The following is a 16,423-nucleotide window of genomic DNA, read 5'->3' as shown; positions in this document are numbered from 1 at the left end:
ATCGGGGGTTTCGGTTGCGGCGGGTGCGGAATTTACGGCGCTCACAGGGCTTCTCCTACAGGGGCGGGGTTTGGCTGGACGGCAGCTGCAGCTGCTTCGGCAACCGCAGCAGCAAAGCGCTCCCGCAGCTGGAACTTTTGAATCTTGCCGCTGGGGGTCCGGGGGAAGTCCGGCACCACTTCCACCCGCTCGGGCCAGTAGGGCTTGGCCACGCCCTTGGCCGCGAGGAACGCCTGGATTTCGGCCAGCGTCAGCGTTGTTTCCCCCTCCTTCAGCACAAATGCGGCGCAGGCGGTTTCCTGCAGCCTGGCATGGGGAATAGAGACCAGAGCGACGGCGTCGACCTTGGGGTGTTCGTAGAGGGCGTTTTCCACGTAGGCCACCGGAATGTTCTCGCCGCCGCGGATGATGACGTCCTTGGTGCGGCCGGCAATGCGCAGGTACCCCTCTTCGTCGAGGGTGGCCAGGTCGCCGGTGTCGAACCAGTCGCCGTCGAACTCCGAGCGGGTTTGCTCGAGCTTCCCCGCGTAGCCCTGGAACAGGAACGGCCCCTTGACCTGCAGGCGCCCCTCAACGCCGGGGGCGGCGTCGGAGCCGTCGAGGTCCAGGACCCGGACCTGCATTCCGGCCAGCGCACGTCCATCACTGTTAATAATCTTGTCCTGCGGGTCGGAGGGATGACCCATGGTCACCAAGCAGCATTCGGTCTGCCCCCAGCCGCCGAACACGCTCAGCTGCGGCAGCCGCTGCTTTGCCCCGGCAATCATGGACCGCGGAATCGGCGCACCCATGCAGCAGAACCGTGCCAAGGAGGAGGTGTCGTGGTCGGCGAGGTTCTTCGCCTCCAGCAGGTCGTGAAGGAACGGTGTGGCGCCTGAGGTGTGCTGGATGCCGTGTTGTTCCACCAGCTCCACGAACTCCGCGGCGTTCCAGACGTCTTGGAGGATCACCGTGGCTCCCAGCTGCAGCGGCAGGGACACCCCGTAGAGGTAACCGGTGAGGTGGGCAAAGGTGGACGCCATGTGGATGACGGCGTCGCGGTCCATCCCCAGCTTGTCCGGCCAGGGCAGGCTGCCCGCCACCAGGGTGTTGTGGGTATGCATGACACCCTTGGGCTCGCCGGTGGTGCCCGAGGTGAAGATCATGACGGCCAGGGCGTTGGGATCCGGGCGCAGTGCGTCCAGCTCGGCAGGGTCGCGCCGCTCCTCCCACGGGGTGGCCATGAACGTCTCCCAGGAGAGGAATCCGTCGTCGCCGCCGGAGGCGGGATCCGCGCCGTCGGAATCCGCACCGACCACCAGCACCCGCTCCAGGGCGGGCAGTTCCGGCGCCAGCCGCCGCACCATCGCGGGGTAGTCGAATTTGCGGAACTGCTGCGGCACCACGAGCAGCTTGGAGCCGGCCCGCTTCATCATGTACCCGACCTCCCGGTCGCGGTAAATGGCGATCAGGGGATTGGTGAGGGCACCGATGCGCACCGCCGCCAAGTGGATGACCAGCCATTCGTGCCAGTTGGGCAGCTGAATGGAGATCACGTCGCCGGGGGCGATACCCAGTTCCAGCAGTCCCAGCGCACAGCGCTGGACCTTCTGCCCGAGCTCGGCGTAGGTGATGCTTCCCCGGGGGTCCACGGTGGAGACCTTGGCAGGGGTCGCGGCGACTGCATCGTCCAAATAGTCGGTGAGGGTTTTGTTCCGCCACAGGCCCTGGGCGGTGTAGGCATCGATAGTGTCCTGGGTCAGGAGCATGTCGAAGGTCATCTGGGTGGTTCCTTAGCTCATCGTTGAGGGAGGTGGAGCCTGGGTTAGCGGGGGTGGAGCTCGGGTTGGGGCAGGGTGGTGCGCTTTAGCTCATGGTGAGGCCGCCGCTGACTGACAGCGTCTGGCCGGTGATGTAGGAGGCCTCATCGGAGGCGAAGAAGACGACGGCGGCGGCCAGGTCGGAGGGCTGCGCCAGCCGGCGCATGGGGATGGCCCGTTCCAGTGCCTGGCGCAGTTTGGGGTTTTCATCGCTGATGCCGGCGAACAGCGGGGTGTCTGCCGGACCGGGGCAGACGCAGTTGACGTTGACATTGCTGCGGGCCATTTCGCGGGCCAGAGTCTTGGAGAGTGCGACGACGCCGCCCTTGGCCGCGGAGTACACCGCTTCGCCGGAGGAGCCCACGCGGCCGGCATCGGAGCCGATGTTGATGACCGATCCCGAGCCCTGATCGGCCATGACTTTCAAAACGGCCTGGCTGCAGTGCAGTGTGCCGTAGAGGTTGATCGCGATGACGCGGTCCCAGTCGCTGATTTTGCTGCCCAGGAACGGCTCCACCTTGTCCCAGCCGGCGTTGTTGACCAGGATGTCGATCCGCCCGAACTCCCCGGTGACGGCTTCGACCATTTCATCGACCGATTCGCGGGACGTGACGTCCACCCGCAGGCCCACGGAATTGTTGCCCAGAGCCGCGGCCGTCTCCTTGGCACTTTCGGCGTTAATGTCGCTGACGACTACGGTGGCGCCCTCGGCCGCCAGCTGTTCCGCGATGGCCCGGCCGATTCCGCTTCCGGCTCCGGTGACAACGGCAATCTTCGAGTTCAGTTTTCCCATGGTGTGCTCCCTTGCAATGGTGGAATGGTCCGTCGGTCCGGCTGATGCGCCGGCACGGTTCACGGTGCGAACTCCCGGCCGACGGCCTGGCGGGCAATGATCATCTTCATGATTTGGGCGGTTCCGTCGCCGATCTGCAGGCCCAGGACATCGCGCAGCCGCTGTTCGATCGGACGGTCGGTTTTGTAGCCGAACTGGCCGTGCAGCAGCAGGCAGTCCTTGACGACGTCGAACGCCACCTTGGGTGCCCACCACTTGCACATGGCCGCCTGCGAGGTGTGCGGCAGGCCCTGGTCCTTGAGCCACAGCGTCTGATAACAGAGCAACTGGGCCGCAGCAATCAAGGTCTCGGACTCGGCCAGCGGGAAGGACACACCCTGGAACTTGCTCAGCGGCTGGTCGAAAGCCCGGCGGCGGGAGACGTACTCCCAGGTTTCATCCACCGTCACCTTGGCGACGGCCAGGCACTGCAGGCCGATCAGGGCGCGGCTGAAGTCGAATCCCTTCATAACCTGGGTAAAGCCCTGCCCTTCTTCGCCGAGCAGGTGGTTTTCCGGAATCCAGGTGTCCTTGAAGTGTCCGGCACCGCGGCCGACGGCGGTGGTCCCCATGTCCTCGAAGCGCTCGCGAGTGACACCGTCCGCGTCGAGCGGAACAATGAAGGCGCTGATCCCGCGGCCGCGGCCGCTCTCCGGGTCGGTCTTGGCGAAGACCACCACGGCGTCGGCGGACTGGTTGAAGGACATGGACTTGGTGCCGTTGAGCACCCAGCCGCCGTCCCGGCGCTGCGCGGTCAGCCGCGGCATGCCGGCGTCGGAACCCGCTTCCGGCTCGGAAAGTCCGATTGCCACGATCGACTCGCCGCTGCAGATGCGCGGCACCCACTCGGCGGCGATTTCGGGCCGGGCATTTTGGGCCAGGATCTGGCCCACCAAGGACCCCACCACCTGGACGTAGGAGACGTTAAAGTCTCCGCGGGCGATCTGTTCCACGATCAGCCCGGAGGTCAGCCGGTCCAGTCCGCGGCCGCCCAGCTCCACGGGAAGCTCCGGGGCGATCAGGCCCAGCGAACCCATTTCGCGCCGCAGCTCAGCGGAGACGAAGCCGTCCTTTTCACGCTGCTTGTAGTCAGGCGCGATCTTCTCCGCGTAGTTGGCGGCGGCAGCCTGGTACTCCAGCTGCTGGTCGGTCAGTGAAAAATCCATGGTGACGTCCTTGTCGATCCGGTGGTGTCTGTGGGGTCCGGCCCAGTTGCTCTGCGGGGCCGGATAGTGCCGCGGGAGGCACGGCGGCAGGCGGCCTTAGTGCGAGAGGACGTGCCTGTTGAAGTCGGGCTTGCGCTTCTCGGCGAACGCGGCGGCGCCCTCCTGGCCCTCCGGAGAGGCGGTGAACAGGTCCAGTGCGGTCATGGCCATGTTGCTCAGCCCGGCCTGGTGGTCGGTATCCGCGTTGAAGGACTGCTTGAGGAAGCGCAGCGCCGTCGGGCTCTTCTCGGCAATGTCGGCAGCCCAGGTCTTGGCCTCCTCCAGGAGCCGGTCGGCCGGAACGACGGCGTTGACCAGGCCCCAGCGTTCGGCGGTGGCGGCGTCGTACTGCTTGCAGAGGAACCACATTTCGCGGGCCCGCTTCTCGCCGACCACGCGGGCCAGGTAGGCGGAGCCGAAGCCGGCGTCGAACGAGCCGACGCGGGGTCCGGCCTGGCCGAAGGTGGCGTTGTCGGCAGCGATCGACAGGTCGCAGAGCACGTGGAGGACGTGCCCGCCGCCGATGGCGACGCCGTTGACGGCTGCGATGACGGGCTTGGGGATGTCACGGATGACCTTGTGGAGGTAGCCGATCTCAAACATGCCGGATTCGGTGGGACCGTAGTCCCCGGTTTCGGCCCGCTGCTTGACGTCGCCGCCGGTGCAGAAGGCCTTCTGGCCGGCGCCGGTGAGGATGACGGCCTGCACCTCGCGGTCCGCCCAGGCGGTCTTGAAGGCCTTGATCAGTTCCTCGACGGTCTGGCCGCGGAAGGCGTTGTAGCGGTGCGGGCGGTTGATCGTGATGACGGCGGTGGCGGCGTCCACTTCGTAGGTGATGTCTTCAAAGTGCTGCATGTTGGAACCTTTCGGCGGTGCTGACGGGTGTTGGCGTTAGGAGGGGTCAAGCAGGTGGGAGTACTCGCTCCGGTAATCCGGGGCGACGACGGCGCTGAGCGCCAGCGCGGTCTGCTTGCGGACATAGGCGGGGAAGGTGAGGGAGCGTTCGAAGTACCAGTGCTTCAGGGCCCAGGAGTGGGCCAGCAGCAGCAGGTTGTAGGCAAAGAGATCGACGTCGGTGGGGACGAACCGGCCCGCATCCACGGCATCCTGCACGGCCCGGCGAAGCGGTCCGGAGGTTTCAATTTCCAGGTCCTTGATCCGGCGCCGGCCTTCCTCGCCCAAGGTTTTAGACTCCCGGTAGGACAGCACGGCAGCATGCCGGTGCTCGTCAATCACCGTGCAATAGGCGGCAAAGGCCGCCGCAACACGTTCAACCGGGTCATCGCCGGAAGCCTGCAATGCCTGCGGGACTTCCGTGGCGAAGGCGTCCAGGACCTGCACGATGACGGCCAGGAGCAGGTCCTGCTTGTTGCTGAAGTACCGGTAGATGAGCCCCACACTGACAGACGCTTCCTCTGCCAGCGCCTGCATGGAGACCGCGTGCGAGCCGTCGCGTTCCATGAGCCGGGCGGCGGCCGCCAGCAGCTGCTGCTCACGCACATTGGTGCGCGCGGCACGGGCTGCTGCGCCGGGATCTCCGGGTGTCACGGAAAGCTGGGGAGCCATGAATCAGTCCTTCGAAACTAAGTGAGCCGCCCAGCCCGGCCTGAACAGGCTCGGTATGAAGGAGCCCTGTGGACAAGCTGCACGGAAGAGAATGAACAGATGTTCGTCAAAAATGAATCTGTGTTCATTTCGATTGAGACTATGTTCATATTTGGCGCGCGTCAAGAGGTCCTGCCCACTGTTTCCCTCTCAGGCGGAGGACGCTACCGGGTGAACCCAGCCGGCATCACCTGTGCGGGCCGCTGCTTTTCCTGCAGTCCGGCCCCGCTCACTCATTGCCCGCGGAGTTCCCGCCCGTTACCTCAAGGACGGGGTGTGTGGCCCCTGGTCCCTGGGCCGCGGGATCTGGGTCGCGGGCTTCCGGTTGGCTCCGCGTCAGCCCTGGCACAGGCAGAACGGGTGTCCGGCCGGATCCAGGAAGACCCGGAAACTTGTGCCGGGCTGGTGCGGATGCTTGGTGGCACCGAGCTGCAGCACTGCTGACTCGGCCGCATCAAGGTCATCAACATCCACGTCGATGTGCATTTGCTGCGGAATTTCCTGGTCCGGCCAGACCGGAGGCGAGTAGTTTTCCACCTGCTGAAAGCTGAAGCGCTGGCCGGTGACGTCGGCAATCTCGGCCCAGTTGGCGTCGTCCTGATGCAGGCTCACCTTCCAGTCAAGGAGGGCACCGTAGAAGGTGGCAAGGGCGACGGCGTCGGGGCAGTCGATGACGGTGTTGGGGTAGCGGGCGATAGCCATGGCAGGAACCATAGGGCTACGGGTGAAGTCTGGCAAGATGGTGCCATGAAGAATTCCCGCGCCGATACCGCTGCCGAAGAAGGGTTTTTTCCCTGGCCCCGTGAGATACCGGCTGAGTGGATCCTCCGCCTGCATCCATTGATCCTGATGGTGTCCGCACTGGTGCTCTACCACCAGTTCGCTCCCCTGCCTGCCGGGCCCCTGGGGTTCGTCAGCGAGTTCTTTGTGCTGAGCACCGCGTTTTCGATGCTCTCGGCCCGGAGCCGGAAGAGGACGCAGAAGGCCTCCGGCACGGCGGACAGCGGCCCGGCAGGCGCCGCCTAGAACAGGCCGTAGAAGACAAGCGCAGATTAAAAAGAAGCCGGACCCCGAGGGGTCCGGCTTCTTTTGTGCGAAGTGCGGTCAGACCGCGTCCGCCAGCTTGCGTCGCGGACCCAGACGGGCCAGATACCCCGCAAAGTCGCGGAGTTCTTCCGCCGACCAGGTCTCCAGCACGTCACGGTCCAGCATGACTCCGGTTTGCACTGCCGCCACACGTTCTTCAGCGGCAGCTGTCAGAACCAGCAGTCGCGCACGCCCGTCCCGGGGATCGGGCAGCACCTCAATGAGGCCGAGTTCTTCCAGCTGGCGCGATTGCCGGCTGATGACGCTCTTGTCCACCATCAGGTGTTCCGCCACAGCTCCGGAGTGCAGCGAACCCATCCGCTTGAGCAGCTGCAGCACCTTGAGCCCGAACAGGGACAGAGCCGGATCAATGCCCTTGGCGGCGTCGCGCATGCTGGCGCGGACGCTGTCAGCCAGCAGTCGAATGTTTTCCTCCACCTCCCGCAGGGCTTCGGCACGGCTCGTATCCTGCAATGTCACTTGGAACTGGTTTCCTCTTGTGCCATCCCGACCGGAGAGATCGGATCCACCAGGGCAACAGCCCCGGTGGCTGCCTCGGCCAGGGCAAGCTCAGCGGGGGAAACATCGGCACGGTGCCGGGGCCCCTTGCGGGGTGCAGCGTCTGCCTCAGGCGCAGCGGCAGCGGCGGGGACCTGCACTGCAGCGGGTGTTTCCGCGGCAGAGGCCTGTGTTGACGCAGCGTTCTTCAGCTGCACGGCGTTCTGCTGCCCAAGCTTGGCGTTGGGAAGGAAGATCACGGCAATGAGCGTGATGACGGCCAGCGGCACGCTATAGAGGAAGACCGATCCAACGCCCACGCCGTAGGCGCTCTCCACCAGAACGGCGATGGCGTCCGGCAGCTGCGAGACCTTGGGGATGGTCCCGCTGCCCAGGGCGGCGGCAGCTGCAGCCTGATCGGCCGGAGCCAGCGCGGTGATGCCGTCCTTGATGTGCGAGGAAACGATCGTACCCAGCACGGAGCCGAGCACGGAGACGCCGACGGTACCGCCGAGGCTGCGGAAGAAGGTGACGGCGCTGGTGGCAACGCCAAGGTTCTTGACTTCAATCGAGTTCTGGACCACGAGGACCAGGTTCTGCATGAGCATACCGAGGCCGGCGCCAAGGACGGCCATGTAGATGCCCACCAGGACCAGGTTGGTGTCGTACGCCAGGGTGCTCAGCAGCAGGGTTCCCGCAACGGTCAGGACGCCGCCGGAAATCATGATGGCCTTCCACTTGCCGGTGCGGCTGATGATCGTACCGAAGAGAGTGGAAGCAATCAGCAGGCCGGCCATCATGGGGATGGTCAGCAGACCGGACTGGGTGGGCGTTGCACCGCGGGCCAGCTGCATGTACTGGGCCAGGAACACGGAGGTTCCGAACATGGACACACCCACGGAGATGCTGGCTACTACGGCGAGCGTGAAGGTGCGGTTCTTGAACATGGAGAGCGGAATGATCGGCTCCGGGGACTTGAACTCCACCAGGACAGCGGCGGCCAGGAGTACGGCCGAGCCGGCGACCATCAGGAAGGAAGCCAGGGAAGCCCAGCCGAACTGGTTGCCTGCCAGCGTTACCCAGATCATCAGCAGCGAAACGCCGCCGGCGATCAGGACAGCACCCAAGTAGTCGATGTGGACCTTGCGCTTGGCGTGCTTGGGCAGGTGCAGGGTGAGCTGGAGCAGGATAATCGCGGCAACAGCCACGGGCAGGGCGATGAAGAAGTTCCAACGCCAGCCGAAGGCATCGGTGACGACGCCGCCCAGCAGCGGTCCGCCGACGGTTCCCACAGCCATGACGGCACCGAAGAGACCGGCGTACTTTCCGCGGTCACGCGGACTGATGATGTCCGCCATGATGATCTGGCTCAGGGCGGCAAGACCGCCGGCGCCCAGGCCCTGGAGCACGCGGAAGACGATCAACGTGTTGGTGTCCTGTGAGAAACCGGCCAGTGCCGAACCCAGCACAAAGACCCCGAGCGCGAGCTGGATCAGCAGCTTGCGGTTGAAGAGGTCTGCAAACTTGCCCCACAGCGGAGTGGAAACGGTGGTTGCCAGAAGCGTTCCCGTAACCACCCAGGTGTAGGCGGACTGGTTGCCGTCCAAGTCGGAGATGATCAGCGGCAGCGAGGTGGAAACCACCGTACCGGCGAGGATCGAGACGAACATGCCAAGCAGCAGGCCGGACAGGGATTCCAGCACCTGCTTATGCGTCATGCTGCCGTCCGGCGAGGCGGTCCGCTTGGGCGCCTTGGCTTTGGAATCCTTTTCGGACGTTGCGATGGGGGGACGTTCTTCGGGGGACATCGGGCTCCTGCTAGTAGTTGATTTAGATCAACTATATAAGTAATTGCCCTTAGTCAACTAATTTTGTGGTGCGGGACACTTGGCACCATGGAATCTGCCCTGCCCAGCGCTTCATCCAGTACTGTTCCAAAGTTCGCCGCGCGGTGGGCAAAGCGGCCCAGGAACAAGCCGTCCACGCCCACCAGCTGCGGCAGCAGTCCGGGCTTCGCCGACCCGCCGTAGATGATTGACGCGTGTTTAAGGCCGGCTCCGGCCAAATGCTGCCGCAGCAGCGCCTCGACAGCGCAAACATACTGCGCCGCCGCGGGTTCAGCTGCACCTATGGCCCACGCCGGTTCGTAGGCAATGACGATCCTGGCGGCCAGGGCCCAGTTGTTCTCCACGGCGGAAGAAATCTGTCCGAAGAGATCCTGTGCTGCTTCGTCTGCATCACTGTGGCGCTCCTCCCCCACGCACAACAGCGGAACGACGCCTTCGCCGTCGGCCGCCCGAACCTTGCGGGCAATCATGGCGGCGTCTTCACCGAAGTGCTTCCGCCGTTCAGCATGTCCGATCTCCACAAAACGGACGTTCAGCTCCGCCAGCATTCCCGGTGAGACTTCCCCGGTCCAGGCTCCGTCCGACCAGCCGCAGTTCTGCGCGCCGAGCACTGCCGGCGAACCGGCCAGGATCTCGGCGGCAGCGGGGAGCACGGGGAAGGAAGGAATGACAAACGGGACCACCCGCCCGGCGTGCAGGGCCGGGCGGGCGTCTATTTCTTCGCGCAGTTCCTTCAGCCACCGCAGGCTCTCCCTGTAGCCCAGGTACATCTTGGTGCTGACGCCGACATATTGGACGCTGCCCGCGGCACGAGTGGCATCCGGACCTGGAGCGGAAGGCATGGCCTTACTTCCGGGGCAGCAGGTCATCGGCCTTGGTATGGAATTTCTTGGTGGCAAACATCATGACGGCGCCAAGGAACGGCAGGACGCCCAGCGCGTAGACACCCATGGTGCCCGTGTCCGAGGCCGCCCATTCGTTGACCGAGGTGCGCAGGATCGGAGCCACGAAGCCGCCGAGGTTTCCCAGCGAGTTGATGAGGCCGATTCCGGCAGCTGCGGCGGTCCCCGTCAGGAAGGCCGTGGGGTAGGACCAGGCGATGGGGCCGATGGCCAGGAAGCTGCAGACCGCAAGCGTAATGAACAGGATGCCCAGCACCGGCTGCTGGTTTGCACCTGCCCAGGCCGAGCCGAAGATGCACAGCCCGGTGGAGAGGAACAACCCGGTACCCCAGACACGGCGGCGGACTATCGTGTTGGCCGCGCGGCCGATGAGGAAACACGCGAAGATGCCGAAGAACCACGGAATAGCGGTCAGCAGACCCACGGCAAGGCCCACCTTTTGTCCCGTCAGCTGCGCCACCTGTTGGGGGAGATAGAAAGTGACGCCGTAGACGGCGATCTGCAGGCAGAAATAAATGATCGTGAAGTACCAGACACGGCCGTTCTTCATGGCAGCGAAGACGCCGCGGGGTCCGGCTTCTTCTTTGACGGTGTCCTCCAGTGCCATGACGTCCAGGAGAGCCTTCTTTTCGTCGCTCTCAAGGAACTTGGCATCCTGCGGGCTGTTAATCAGGAAGACAAACGCGGCAATGCCGGCCAGGACGGCGAGGGAGCCTTCCACGAAGAACATGACCTGCCAGCCTTCGACACCGGGCATCCCTTCGCCGATGTTGAGCAGCCACCCGGAGAGCGGTGCACCCAGCATCTGCGAGAAGGGCTGGGCGAGGTAGAAGATGGCGAACATCTTGACGCGGACCTTATTCGGGAACCACGCCGCCAGGAACATGATGACGCCGGGGAACAGTCCGGCCTCCGTCACACCGAGCAGGAACCGCAGAATAATGAACGAGGTTTCCCCCTGCACAAAGGCAAAGGACGCCGAGACGATCCCCCAGGTGATGGCTATGCGTGCCAGCCATACCTTGGCGCCGAACTTGGTCAGCAGCAGGTTGCTGGGAATCTCGAACAGGGCGTACCCGATGAAGAAGATCCCCGCTCCCAGGGCGTAGGCGCCGGCCGTGATGCCGCGGTCCACTTCAAGGGCCGCCTCGGCGAAGCCCACGTTGGTCCGGTCCAGGAAAGCCACTACGTACAGGATGACGAGCATCGGCATGAGCCGGAAGGATGACTTCCGGATCGCGGATTTGAGGACGGGAGAGTCCAGGAGCTTTTGGGTTGAGGTGCTGGCGGCAGACAAGTGAACTCCTCATTGAGTAGGACAGCCGGGCAAACTGCTGCATGCGGGTGACGCGATGTGTGAGTGAGCGAGTAAGTGACGAGCGGGTGCGTGGTGCGAAGTGCAGGCTTCTTAGCGCGGGTAGGCCATGAGGAGGATCCCCAGCAGGCAGGCGGCCACACCAGCAGCCAGGTAGATCTTCCGGGACCGGGTCCACGCGCGGATCCCGGTACCGCCGGGTATCGGACGCTGGGGCATGGGTGTCCTTCCTAGTGCATGTAGAGACCGCCGTCCACATTCAGCGTTTGGCCGGAAATGTAACCGGCATCCTCGCTGATGAGGAAGGCGATGGCTGCGGCGATGTCCCGGGGCGAACCGATGCGGTTGACCACGAGGTCCCGGGTGAGTTCCTCCTTGCGTTCCTCACTGAGCGTTCCGCCCATGATGTCCGTATCGATGGGTCCCGGGGAGATGGCGTTGACGGTGATGTTGAATTCGCCCAGCTCACGGGCGGTGGCGCGGGTCAGGCCGATCACTCCGGCCTTCGCCGCCGAGTAGGGCGTTTTGGAGAAGGTTCCTCCCCCGCGCTGGGCGGAGACCGAGGAAATGTTCACGATCCGGCCCACACCGTCCCGGGCCATGGACTCGGCTGCGCGCCGGGTGGCGTAATGGACTCCGTTCAGGTTGATCCCCAGCACGCGGTCCCATTCAGCTGCGTCCACCTCAAGGTAGGGAACGGGTGAGCTGACACCGGCCACATTGGCCAGCGCCACAATCTGCGGAAGGGCAGCTTCCAGCTCATCAATGGCGGCGCGGACGGAGGCTTCGTCAGAAACATCCGCACCCGCTCCCGCGGCCTGGACCCCGTAGGAGGCCGCAATGTCCTTTGCCGTCGCCCGGCACCGTGCATCATCCAGGTCAATGACGCCGATATTCCAGCCCTGCGCGGCCAGATAGTTGATGGTTGCGCGTCCGATGCCCCGCTCCGAGACGGCACCGGTAACAATGGCAGTTCGTTCCAGGGGAAACGCGGTCACGGGATCCTCCTCTAGCTGATGGGTGCGGGACCCAGGTCGTCGAGCAGTTTCTGCATGGCCACGTACGCCTTATTGCGGTAGGCAATCAGCTCGGGTGTCCGTTCCGCCGGCACGTTCAGGAACCCTGCACCGGTCTTTGTTCCCAGCTTTCCCGCCTCCACAAGATCGCTGAGGATTTTGGGGGTGGCAAAGCGCTCGGGGAATTCCTTTTGGAGCGATTTGTAACAGAAGTTGTACACGTCCAGCCCGGCCATGTCAGCTATGGCAAAGGGTCCAAAGAAGGGCAGGCGGAACCCGAACGTGGTGCGCACCAGGGTGTCCACGTCGTCGGGTGAGGCAATGCCCTGTTCCACCAGCTGCGCGGCTTCATGGAACAATGCGTACTGGAGCCTGTTCAGCACAAAACCGGTGACATCCTTGACCACGGCCGTCTGCTTGTTGGCGGAGTGGACCAGGTTCCGCACCGTTGCCACCGTGGCGGCGGAGGTGCCGGCGTGCGGAATGATCTCGACGCCGGGAATGAACGGTGACGGGTTGGAGAAGTGCACTCCGAGGAAGCGTTCGGGGTTGATCACCGGCTCAGAGAGCTCGGCAATGGAAATGGTTGAAGTGTTCGAGCCGATGATGGCGTCCGGGCGTGCAGCTGCACTGATGCGGGCAAGGGTCTCATGCTTTATCGAGACAACTTCGGGCACGGCCTCCTCGATGAAGTCGGCCGCTGCCACGGCGTCCTCGATGGTGCCGGCCGCCCAGAGATTCTGTTTCAGGATTTCCGTGGCACCGTCCGGAAATAGGCCGTCCGCCACGAACTGGTCCGATTCCGCCAGCAGCCGCTCGTAGCTGGCCTGCGCCACCGCGGCGGAGACGTCAGCGAGGGCCACCCGGGCTCCGCCAAGGGCCAGGACCTGGGCAATGCCGCCTCCCATGTAGCCGGAGCCGACCACTGCGATTTCCAGGGCGGCCGACGGCGGACGGGTTGCCGACGCTTCGGCGTCACTGTTTTCGAAGGTGCTCACGGCTGCGCTGCTTTCGTTTGATCGGATTCGTAAGAGGTGATCGCCTCGACCTTGGCGGCCGAGGCGGAACTTTCGTCAAAGCGGTACTGCAGCCACTCCCCCACGAGCTTTTTGGCCAGTTCCTGGCCAATCACCCGCTGCCCCAGGGTCAGCACCTGGGCATTGTTGCTCAGCACGGAACGCTCCACGGAGTAGCTGTCGTGGGCGGTGACGGCCCGGATGCCGGGGACCTTGTTGGCCGATATGGCCATCCCCAGACCCGTGCCGCAGATCAGCAGCGCCCGGTCCGCGTCTCCGGCGGCAACCATGCGTGCAGCTTCCACAGCCACATGCGGATAGGCGGTGGACCCGCTGTCCGCCACTCCGATATCCAGTACCGACGCCACATTGGCGTTTGCTTCGAGCAGCGTCTTCAGGGCTTCCTTGTACTCAAAGCCGGCAGAGTCGTTGCCGATGACGATGCGCCACTTGGCCGTGTCGCTCATGAGTCAGCTCCTTTTCCGGCTGTTGCAGCCGGTTCGCGGTCAGCCGTTCCGGAATCCCGGATCGACGCAATACAGTTGGCGAGCGCCTCGCCAATGAGGGCGAAGGACACAGCGCCGGGATCCGGATGGCCGATGCTTTTTTCGGCCAGCGGGCGGGCCCGTCCTTTCAGGGGGCGGAGCTCCGCTGTCTTCGCTGCAGCCCGGGAAGCGGCGGCTGCGGCTGAGACCAGGGCAGTCTCAAGGGTGTTTCCGTCCGCGAGCCCGCTCCGCAGGGCATCCCGAAACGGCAGCATGGCGTCCACCATTGTCTTGTCACCGGGATCAGCCTTCCCCAGGGCAGTGACGGCGTCGGCGAAGGCATCCGCGGCTGCAACCGCATCCTCACTGCCGTAGGACTTCCGGTTGCCCAGGGCCATGCCCGCGGCGTTCAGGCCGGCACCCCACAGTGCCCCTGAGGTTCCTCCGCCGCGTTCGCTCCACGCCTCGCCCGCAGCCAGGAGGGCTTGCTCCACCGAGCTGCCTTCGGCGGCCTTCTGTTCGGCGGCGGCAACAGCAGCCTCGATGCCGCGCCGCATGCCGATGCCGTGGTCGCCGTCGCCCGCCACCGCGTCGAGGCTGCCCAGTTCCTCCTCATGTGCCGCTACGGTGTCCCGGATCTGCGCCAGCACCGCGGCGGCAGCACGGCTAAGTTCCGCGGCCGCGGGGGTTCCCGCCTCATGTATCTCCTCCGCCTGCACCGTATCCCCGGCGACGTCGGTGCGCCGCGCGTGGGCGTCGATGTTTCCTTTTCGGAATGCAGGAGTGTTCGCGGGGGACGCCCAGAGCTGTTCCAGTTCATCGTCAAGCCACAGCAGGGTCAGGGACAGCCCGGACATGTCCAGGCTGGTAACGAGCTCTCCGCATTCAGGCTCCACCACGGTGAGCCCGGCAGCGGTCAGCAGGCGTTCCACCTTTCCGAACAGAAGGAAGAGCTCCTCGTACTTGATTGTGCCCAGCCCATTGAGGATGGCCACCACCCGGCCGGCGCCCTCGGCGGGCCGGTCCGCCAGAAGGCGGCTGACCAAAAGCTCTGCCAGTTCCGACGCCGTGGGCATGGCGTGCTCGGAAATCCCGGGCTCCCCGTGAATGCCCAGGCCCAGCGACATCTGCCCGGCGGGAACGTGGAACAGCGGGTCAGCGGAGCCGGGCAGGGTGCAGCCGTCAAAGGCCACGCCCAGGGACCGGGTCCGGTGGTTGGCCTTGATGGCCAGGCGTTCCACCTCGGCCAGGCTCATGCCTGCTTCGGCCGCGGCTCCGGCAATCTTGAACACCGCCAGATCTCCGGCGATGCCCCGGCGCTGGGCAAGCTGGTCCTCCGAGGCGCTGGCGATGTCATCCGTCACGGTAACGGTCCGTGTTTCGATCCCTTCGGCATTCAGGCGCTGCTGAGCCTGGTCAAAGTGCAGCACGTCGCCGGCATAGTTGCCGTAGCTGAACAGGACCCCGCCGCCGGCACTTGCAGCTTTGGCCACGCGGTATACCTGCCCCGCAGAGGGGGAAGCAAACATGTTGCCGCAGGCCGAACCGGTGGCCAGCCCGGGGCCCACCAGCCCCGCAAAGGCGGGGTAATGGCCTGAGCCGCCGCCTATGACCACGGCAACCTGCCCATCCGGCACTTCGGTGGCACGGACAACACCGCCGTCCACCCGGGCAACGTAGTTCCGGTGGGCGGCAACAAAACCGTCCAGGGCTTCTTCAGCGAAGTCCGCTGGATTGTCAAAAAGTCTGGTCATGGCTCCTCATCGAGTCTGAGCGGGATTAGGGGGAGGAACGGGCGAGTCAGGCGGGCAGGGCGGGCTGCTGCCGCCCCTGGGCAACGCGGCTGCGGCCAAGGGCGTAGCCCTCCTTCTTCGGCAGGACCTGGCGCCTCAGGTACTCCTGGTTGGACGCTGTCACTGACAGGCCGTCTCCGCCGTAGTGTTCGGTGCAGATGATGCCCTGGTACCCCGCAGCGAGGGCCATCTTGAATGCCTCGCGGTAGTTGATGAGTCCGCTTTCCATTGGTGCGGGCATGGCAACAAAGCTGTTCCGGGCAACATCCTCATCCCGGATGTAGTTCTTGACGTGCCAATAGTTGGCGTACGGCAGCGTTTGGGCCAGCACGTACTTCCAGTCCTCGATGGGCCGGTGGAGGCGGATGAGGTTACCCACGTCCGGGTTGAGCCCCACATTGGCCAGGCCGATTTCCTCAACCAGGCGGACGGAGGAATCCGCCGTTCCGAGATAGGTGTCCTCGTACATTTCAAGTGACATAAGGATGCCCGCCTCAGCAGCGTGCCTGCCCAACTCGCGGAGCCGCGAGACGGCGCTGTCCCAGGCGTCCTGATCATTGGAAGGGTCTTTATGGCCTTCCACCGTCCAGAACCACAGCTGTTCTTGCTGTTTGGGAGTCAGGGCCTGGTGGAGGCCAAAGGAAACCACCTCGCACCCCAGTTCCGCGGCGGCATCAAGGGTCCGGTGGCTGTAACTGAGGTTGGACTGCCAGTTGGCCTCGTCCAGCACGCTGCGGCGGATAGCCGAAATGACCGGTATGCCTATCCCGACGTCGTCGGCCGCCTGTTTGAATTCAGCAAGCCGGCTTGAGCTGAGGTCTCCCGGCCGGACCCAGCTGTCCGTCAGGTCCGCATTCGCGAAACCGGCTTCTTTCACCTCACTCAAGACGTCCGCCCACGTGGCGGCGTCGGCGTCATTGATGTCTCTTCCCTCAGCATCAATGCCCGGAAATTGGAGCAGTGCTGCCGTAATCGGCCAGTTCTCGGCAGTGTAGACCACGCTGTCCCCCTGTACGGAATCATG

17 protein-coding genes are annotated in these 16,423 nt (G+C 64.6%); 1 reads left to right on the top strand and 16 read right to left on the bottom strand.

Features of this window, described 5'->3' with window-relative positions; translation table 11 throughout:
* Positions 1–41: 41 nt before the first annotated feature.
* The 6 genes from ACIQXM_RS13015 to ACIQXM_RS12990 form a co-directional block, all read right to left on the bottom strand.
* Entirely contained in the window at positions 42–1,760 is a 1,719-nt protein-coding gene (locus ACIQXM_RS13015; protein WP_400932116.1) for an AMP-binding protein, read from the bottom strand.
* Between the two features lie 85 nt (positions 1,761–1,845).
* Positions 1,846–2,592, bottom strand: coding sequence for an SDR family NAD(P)-dependent oxidoreductase (locus tag ACIQXM_RS13010; RefSeq protein ID WP_400932114.1), 747 nt, complete (start codon positions 2,590–2,592; stop codon positions 1,846–1,848).
* A 59-nt stretch (positions 2,593–2,651) separates the two neighbouring features.
* Positions 2,652–3,797 (bottom strand): acyl-CoA dehydrogenase family protein, encoded by a 1,146-nt coding sequence (locus ACIQXM_RS13005; RefSeq protein ID WP_400932112.1) that lies wholly within the window; start codon positions 3,795–3,797, stop codon positions 2,652–2,654.
* 96 nt (positions 3,798–3,893) lie between these two features.
* A complete protein-coding gene (locus ACIQXM_RS13000; RefSeq protein WP_400932110.1) occupies positions 3,894–4,691 on the bottom strand; it encodes an enoyl-CoA hydratase-related protein in 798 nt (265 codons plus the stop codon).
* 36 nt (positions 4,692–4,727) lie between these two features.
* Positions 4,728–5,402, bottom strand: a complete 675-nt coding sequence (locus ACIQXM_RS12995) for a TetR/AcrR family transcriptional regulator (RefSeq protein WP_400932108.1) — start codon at positions 5,400–5,402, stop codon at positions 4,728–4,730.
* Positions 5,403–5,777: 375 nt separating this feature from the next.
* Positions 5,778–6,143 (bottom strand): VOC family protein, encoded by a 366-nt coding sequence (locus tag ACIQXM_RS12990; protein ID WP_400932106.1) that lies wholly within the window; start codon positions 6,141–6,143, stop codon positions 5,778–5,780.
* 45 nt (positions 6,144–6,188) lie between these two features.
* Between ACIQXM_RS12990 and ACIQXM_RS12985 the strand changes: the two genes are divergently transcribed.
* Positions 6,189–6,467: a hypothetical protein gene (locus ACIQXM_RS12985; RefSeq protein WP_400932105.1), complete on the top strand. Its 279-nt coding sequence runs from the start codon at positions 6,189–6,191 to the stop codon at positions 6,465–6,467.
* Between the two features lie 78 nt (positions 6,468–6,545).
* Here ACIQXM_RS12985 and ACIQXM_RS12980 read toward each other — a convergent pair whose 3' ends face one another.
* The 10 genes from ACIQXM_RS12980 to ACIQXM_RS12935 form a co-directional block, all read right to left on the bottom strand.
* Positions 6,546–7,007 (bottom strand): MarR family winged helix-turn-helix transcriptional regulator, encoded by a 462-nt coding sequence (locus tag ACIQXM_RS12980; RefSeq protein WP_400932103.1) that lies wholly within the window; start codon positions 7,005–7,007, stop codon positions 6,546–6,548.
* A complete protein-coding gene (locus tag ACIQXM_RS12975; protein WP_400932507.1) occupies positions 7,004–8,743 on the bottom strand; it encodes an MDR family MFS transporter in 1,740 nt (579 codons plus the stop codon). The genes ACIQXM_RS12980 and ACIQXM_RS12975 overlap by 4 nt, the downstream gene beginning before the upstream one ends.
* A 143-nt stretch (positions 8,744–8,886) precedes the next feature.
* A complete protein-coding gene (locus tag ACIQXM_RS12970) occupies positions 8,887–9,714 on the bottom strand; it encodes a triose-phosphate isomerase family protein (protein WP_400932101.1) in 828 nt (275 codons plus the stop codon).
* A gap of 4 nt (positions 9,715–9,718) precedes the next feature.
* Positions 9,719–11,071, bottom strand: a complete 1,353-nt coding sequence (locus ACIQXM_RS12965; protein WP_400932100.1) for an MFS transporter — start codon at positions 11,069–11,071, stop codon at positions 9,719–9,721.
* Between the two features lie 111 nt (positions 11,072–11,182).
* Positions 11,183–11,308: a hypothetical protein gene (locus tag ACIQXM_RS12960; RefSeq protein WP_400932099.1), complete on the bottom strand. Its 126-nt coding sequence runs from the start codon at positions 11,306–11,308 to the stop codon at positions 11,183–11,185.
* An 11-nt stretch (positions 11,309–11,319) separates the two neighbouring features.
* Positions 11,320–12,087: an SDR family NAD(P)-dependent oxidoreductase gene (locus tag ACIQXM_RS12955; protein WP_400932097.1), complete on the bottom strand. Its 768-nt coding sequence runs from the start codon at positions 12,085–12,087 to the stop codon at positions 11,320–11,322.
* 11 nt (positions 12,088–12,098) lie between these two features.
* Complete coding sequence (locus tag ACIQXM_RS12950) at positions 12,099–13,043, bottom strand: 3-hydroxyacyl-CoA dehydrogenase family protein (protein WP_400932505.1); 945 nt, start codon at positions 13,041–13,043, stop codon at positions 12,099–12,101.
* Positions 13,044–13,099: 56 nt separating this feature from the next.
* The gene (locus tag ACIQXM_RS12945; RefSeq protein ID WP_400932095.1) at positions 13,100–13,588 is read right to left on the bottom strand and encodes a ribose-5-phosphate isomerase; all 489 of its coding nucleotides are present in this window, start codon (positions 13,586–13,588) and stop codon (positions 13,100–13,102) included.
* Entirely contained in the window at positions 13,585–15,360 is a 1,776-nt protein-coding gene (locus ACIQXM_RS12940) for a dihydroxyacetone kinase family protein (protein ID WP_400932093.1), read from the bottom strand. The genes ACIQXM_RS12945 and ACIQXM_RS12940 overlap by 4 nt, the downstream gene beginning before the upstream one ends.
* A 46-nt stretch (positions 15,361–15,406) precedes the next feature.
* Positions 15,407–16,399 (bottom strand): sugar phosphate isomerase/epimerase family protein, encoded by a 993-nt coding sequence (locus tag ACIQXM_RS12935; protein WP_400932091.1) that lies wholly within the window; start codon positions 16,397–16,399, stop codon positions 15,407–15,409.
* Positions 16,400–16,423: the final 24 nt, after the last annotated feature.

This window comes from Arthrobacter sp. NPDC097144, assembly GCF_044762205.1.
Taxonomy (GTDB): domain Bacteria; phylum Actinomycetota; class Actinomycetes; order Actinomycetales; family Micrococcaceae; genus Arthrobacter_B.
The sequence above is the reverse complement of the archived record's forward strand: the minus strand, read 5'-3'. Positions and strand labels throughout refer to the sequence as shown.

Excerpts from the sequence above, each read along its gene's own strand:
- ACIQXM_RS13015 (WP_400932116.1), bottom strand. The coding sequence starts at position 1,760 with ATGACCTTCGACATGCTCCTGACCCAGGACACTATCGATGCCTACACC.
- ACIQXM_RS13010 (WP_400932114.1), bottom strand. The coding sequence starts at position 2,592 with ATGGGAAAACTGAACTCGAAGATTGCCGTTGTCACCGGAGCCGGAAGC.
- ACIQXM_RS13005 (WP_400932112.1), bottom strand. The coding sequence starts at position 3,797 with ATGGATTTTTCACTGACCGACCAGCAGCTGGAGTACCAGGCTGCCGCC.
- ACIQXM_RS13000 (WP_400932110.1), bottom strand. The coding sequence starts at position 4,691 with ATGCAGCACTTTGAAGACATCACCTACGAAGTGGACGCCGCCACCGCC.
- ACIQXM_RS12995 (WP_400932108.1), bottom strand. The coding sequence starts at position 5,402 with ATGGCTCCCCAGCTTTCCGTGACACCCGGAGATCCCGGCGCAGCAGCC.
- ACIQXM_RS12990 (WP_400932106.1), bottom strand. The coding sequence starts at position 6,143 with ATGGCTATCGCCCGCTACCCCAACACCGTCATCGACTGCCCCGACGCC.
- ACIQXM_RS12985 (WP_400932105.1), top strand. The coding sequence starts at position 6,189 with ATGAAGAATTCCCGCGCCGATACCGCTGCCGAAGAAGGGTTTTTTCCC.
- ACIQXM_RS12975 (WP_400932507.1), bottom strand. The coding sequence starts at position 8,743 with ATGACGCATAAGCAGGTGCTGGAATCCCTGTCCGGCCTGCTGCTTGGC.
- ACIQXM_RS12970 (WP_400932101.1), bottom strand. The coding sequence starts at position 9,714 with ATGCCTTCCGCTCCAGGTCCGGATGCCACTCGTGCCGCGGGCAGCGTC.
- ACIQXM_RS12960 (WP_400932099.1), bottom strand. The coding sequence starts at position 11,308 with ATGCCCCAGCGTCCGATACCCGGCGGTACCGGGATCCGCGCGTGGACC.
- ACIQXM_RS12945 (WP_400932095.1), bottom strand. The coding sequence starts at position 13,588 with ATGAGCGACACGGCCAAGTGGCGCATCGTCATCGGCAACGACTCTGCC.
- ACIQXM_RS12940 (WP_400932093.1), bottom strand. The coding sequence starts at position 15,360 with ATGACCAGACTTTTTGACAATCCAGCGGACTTCGCTGAAGAAGCCCTG.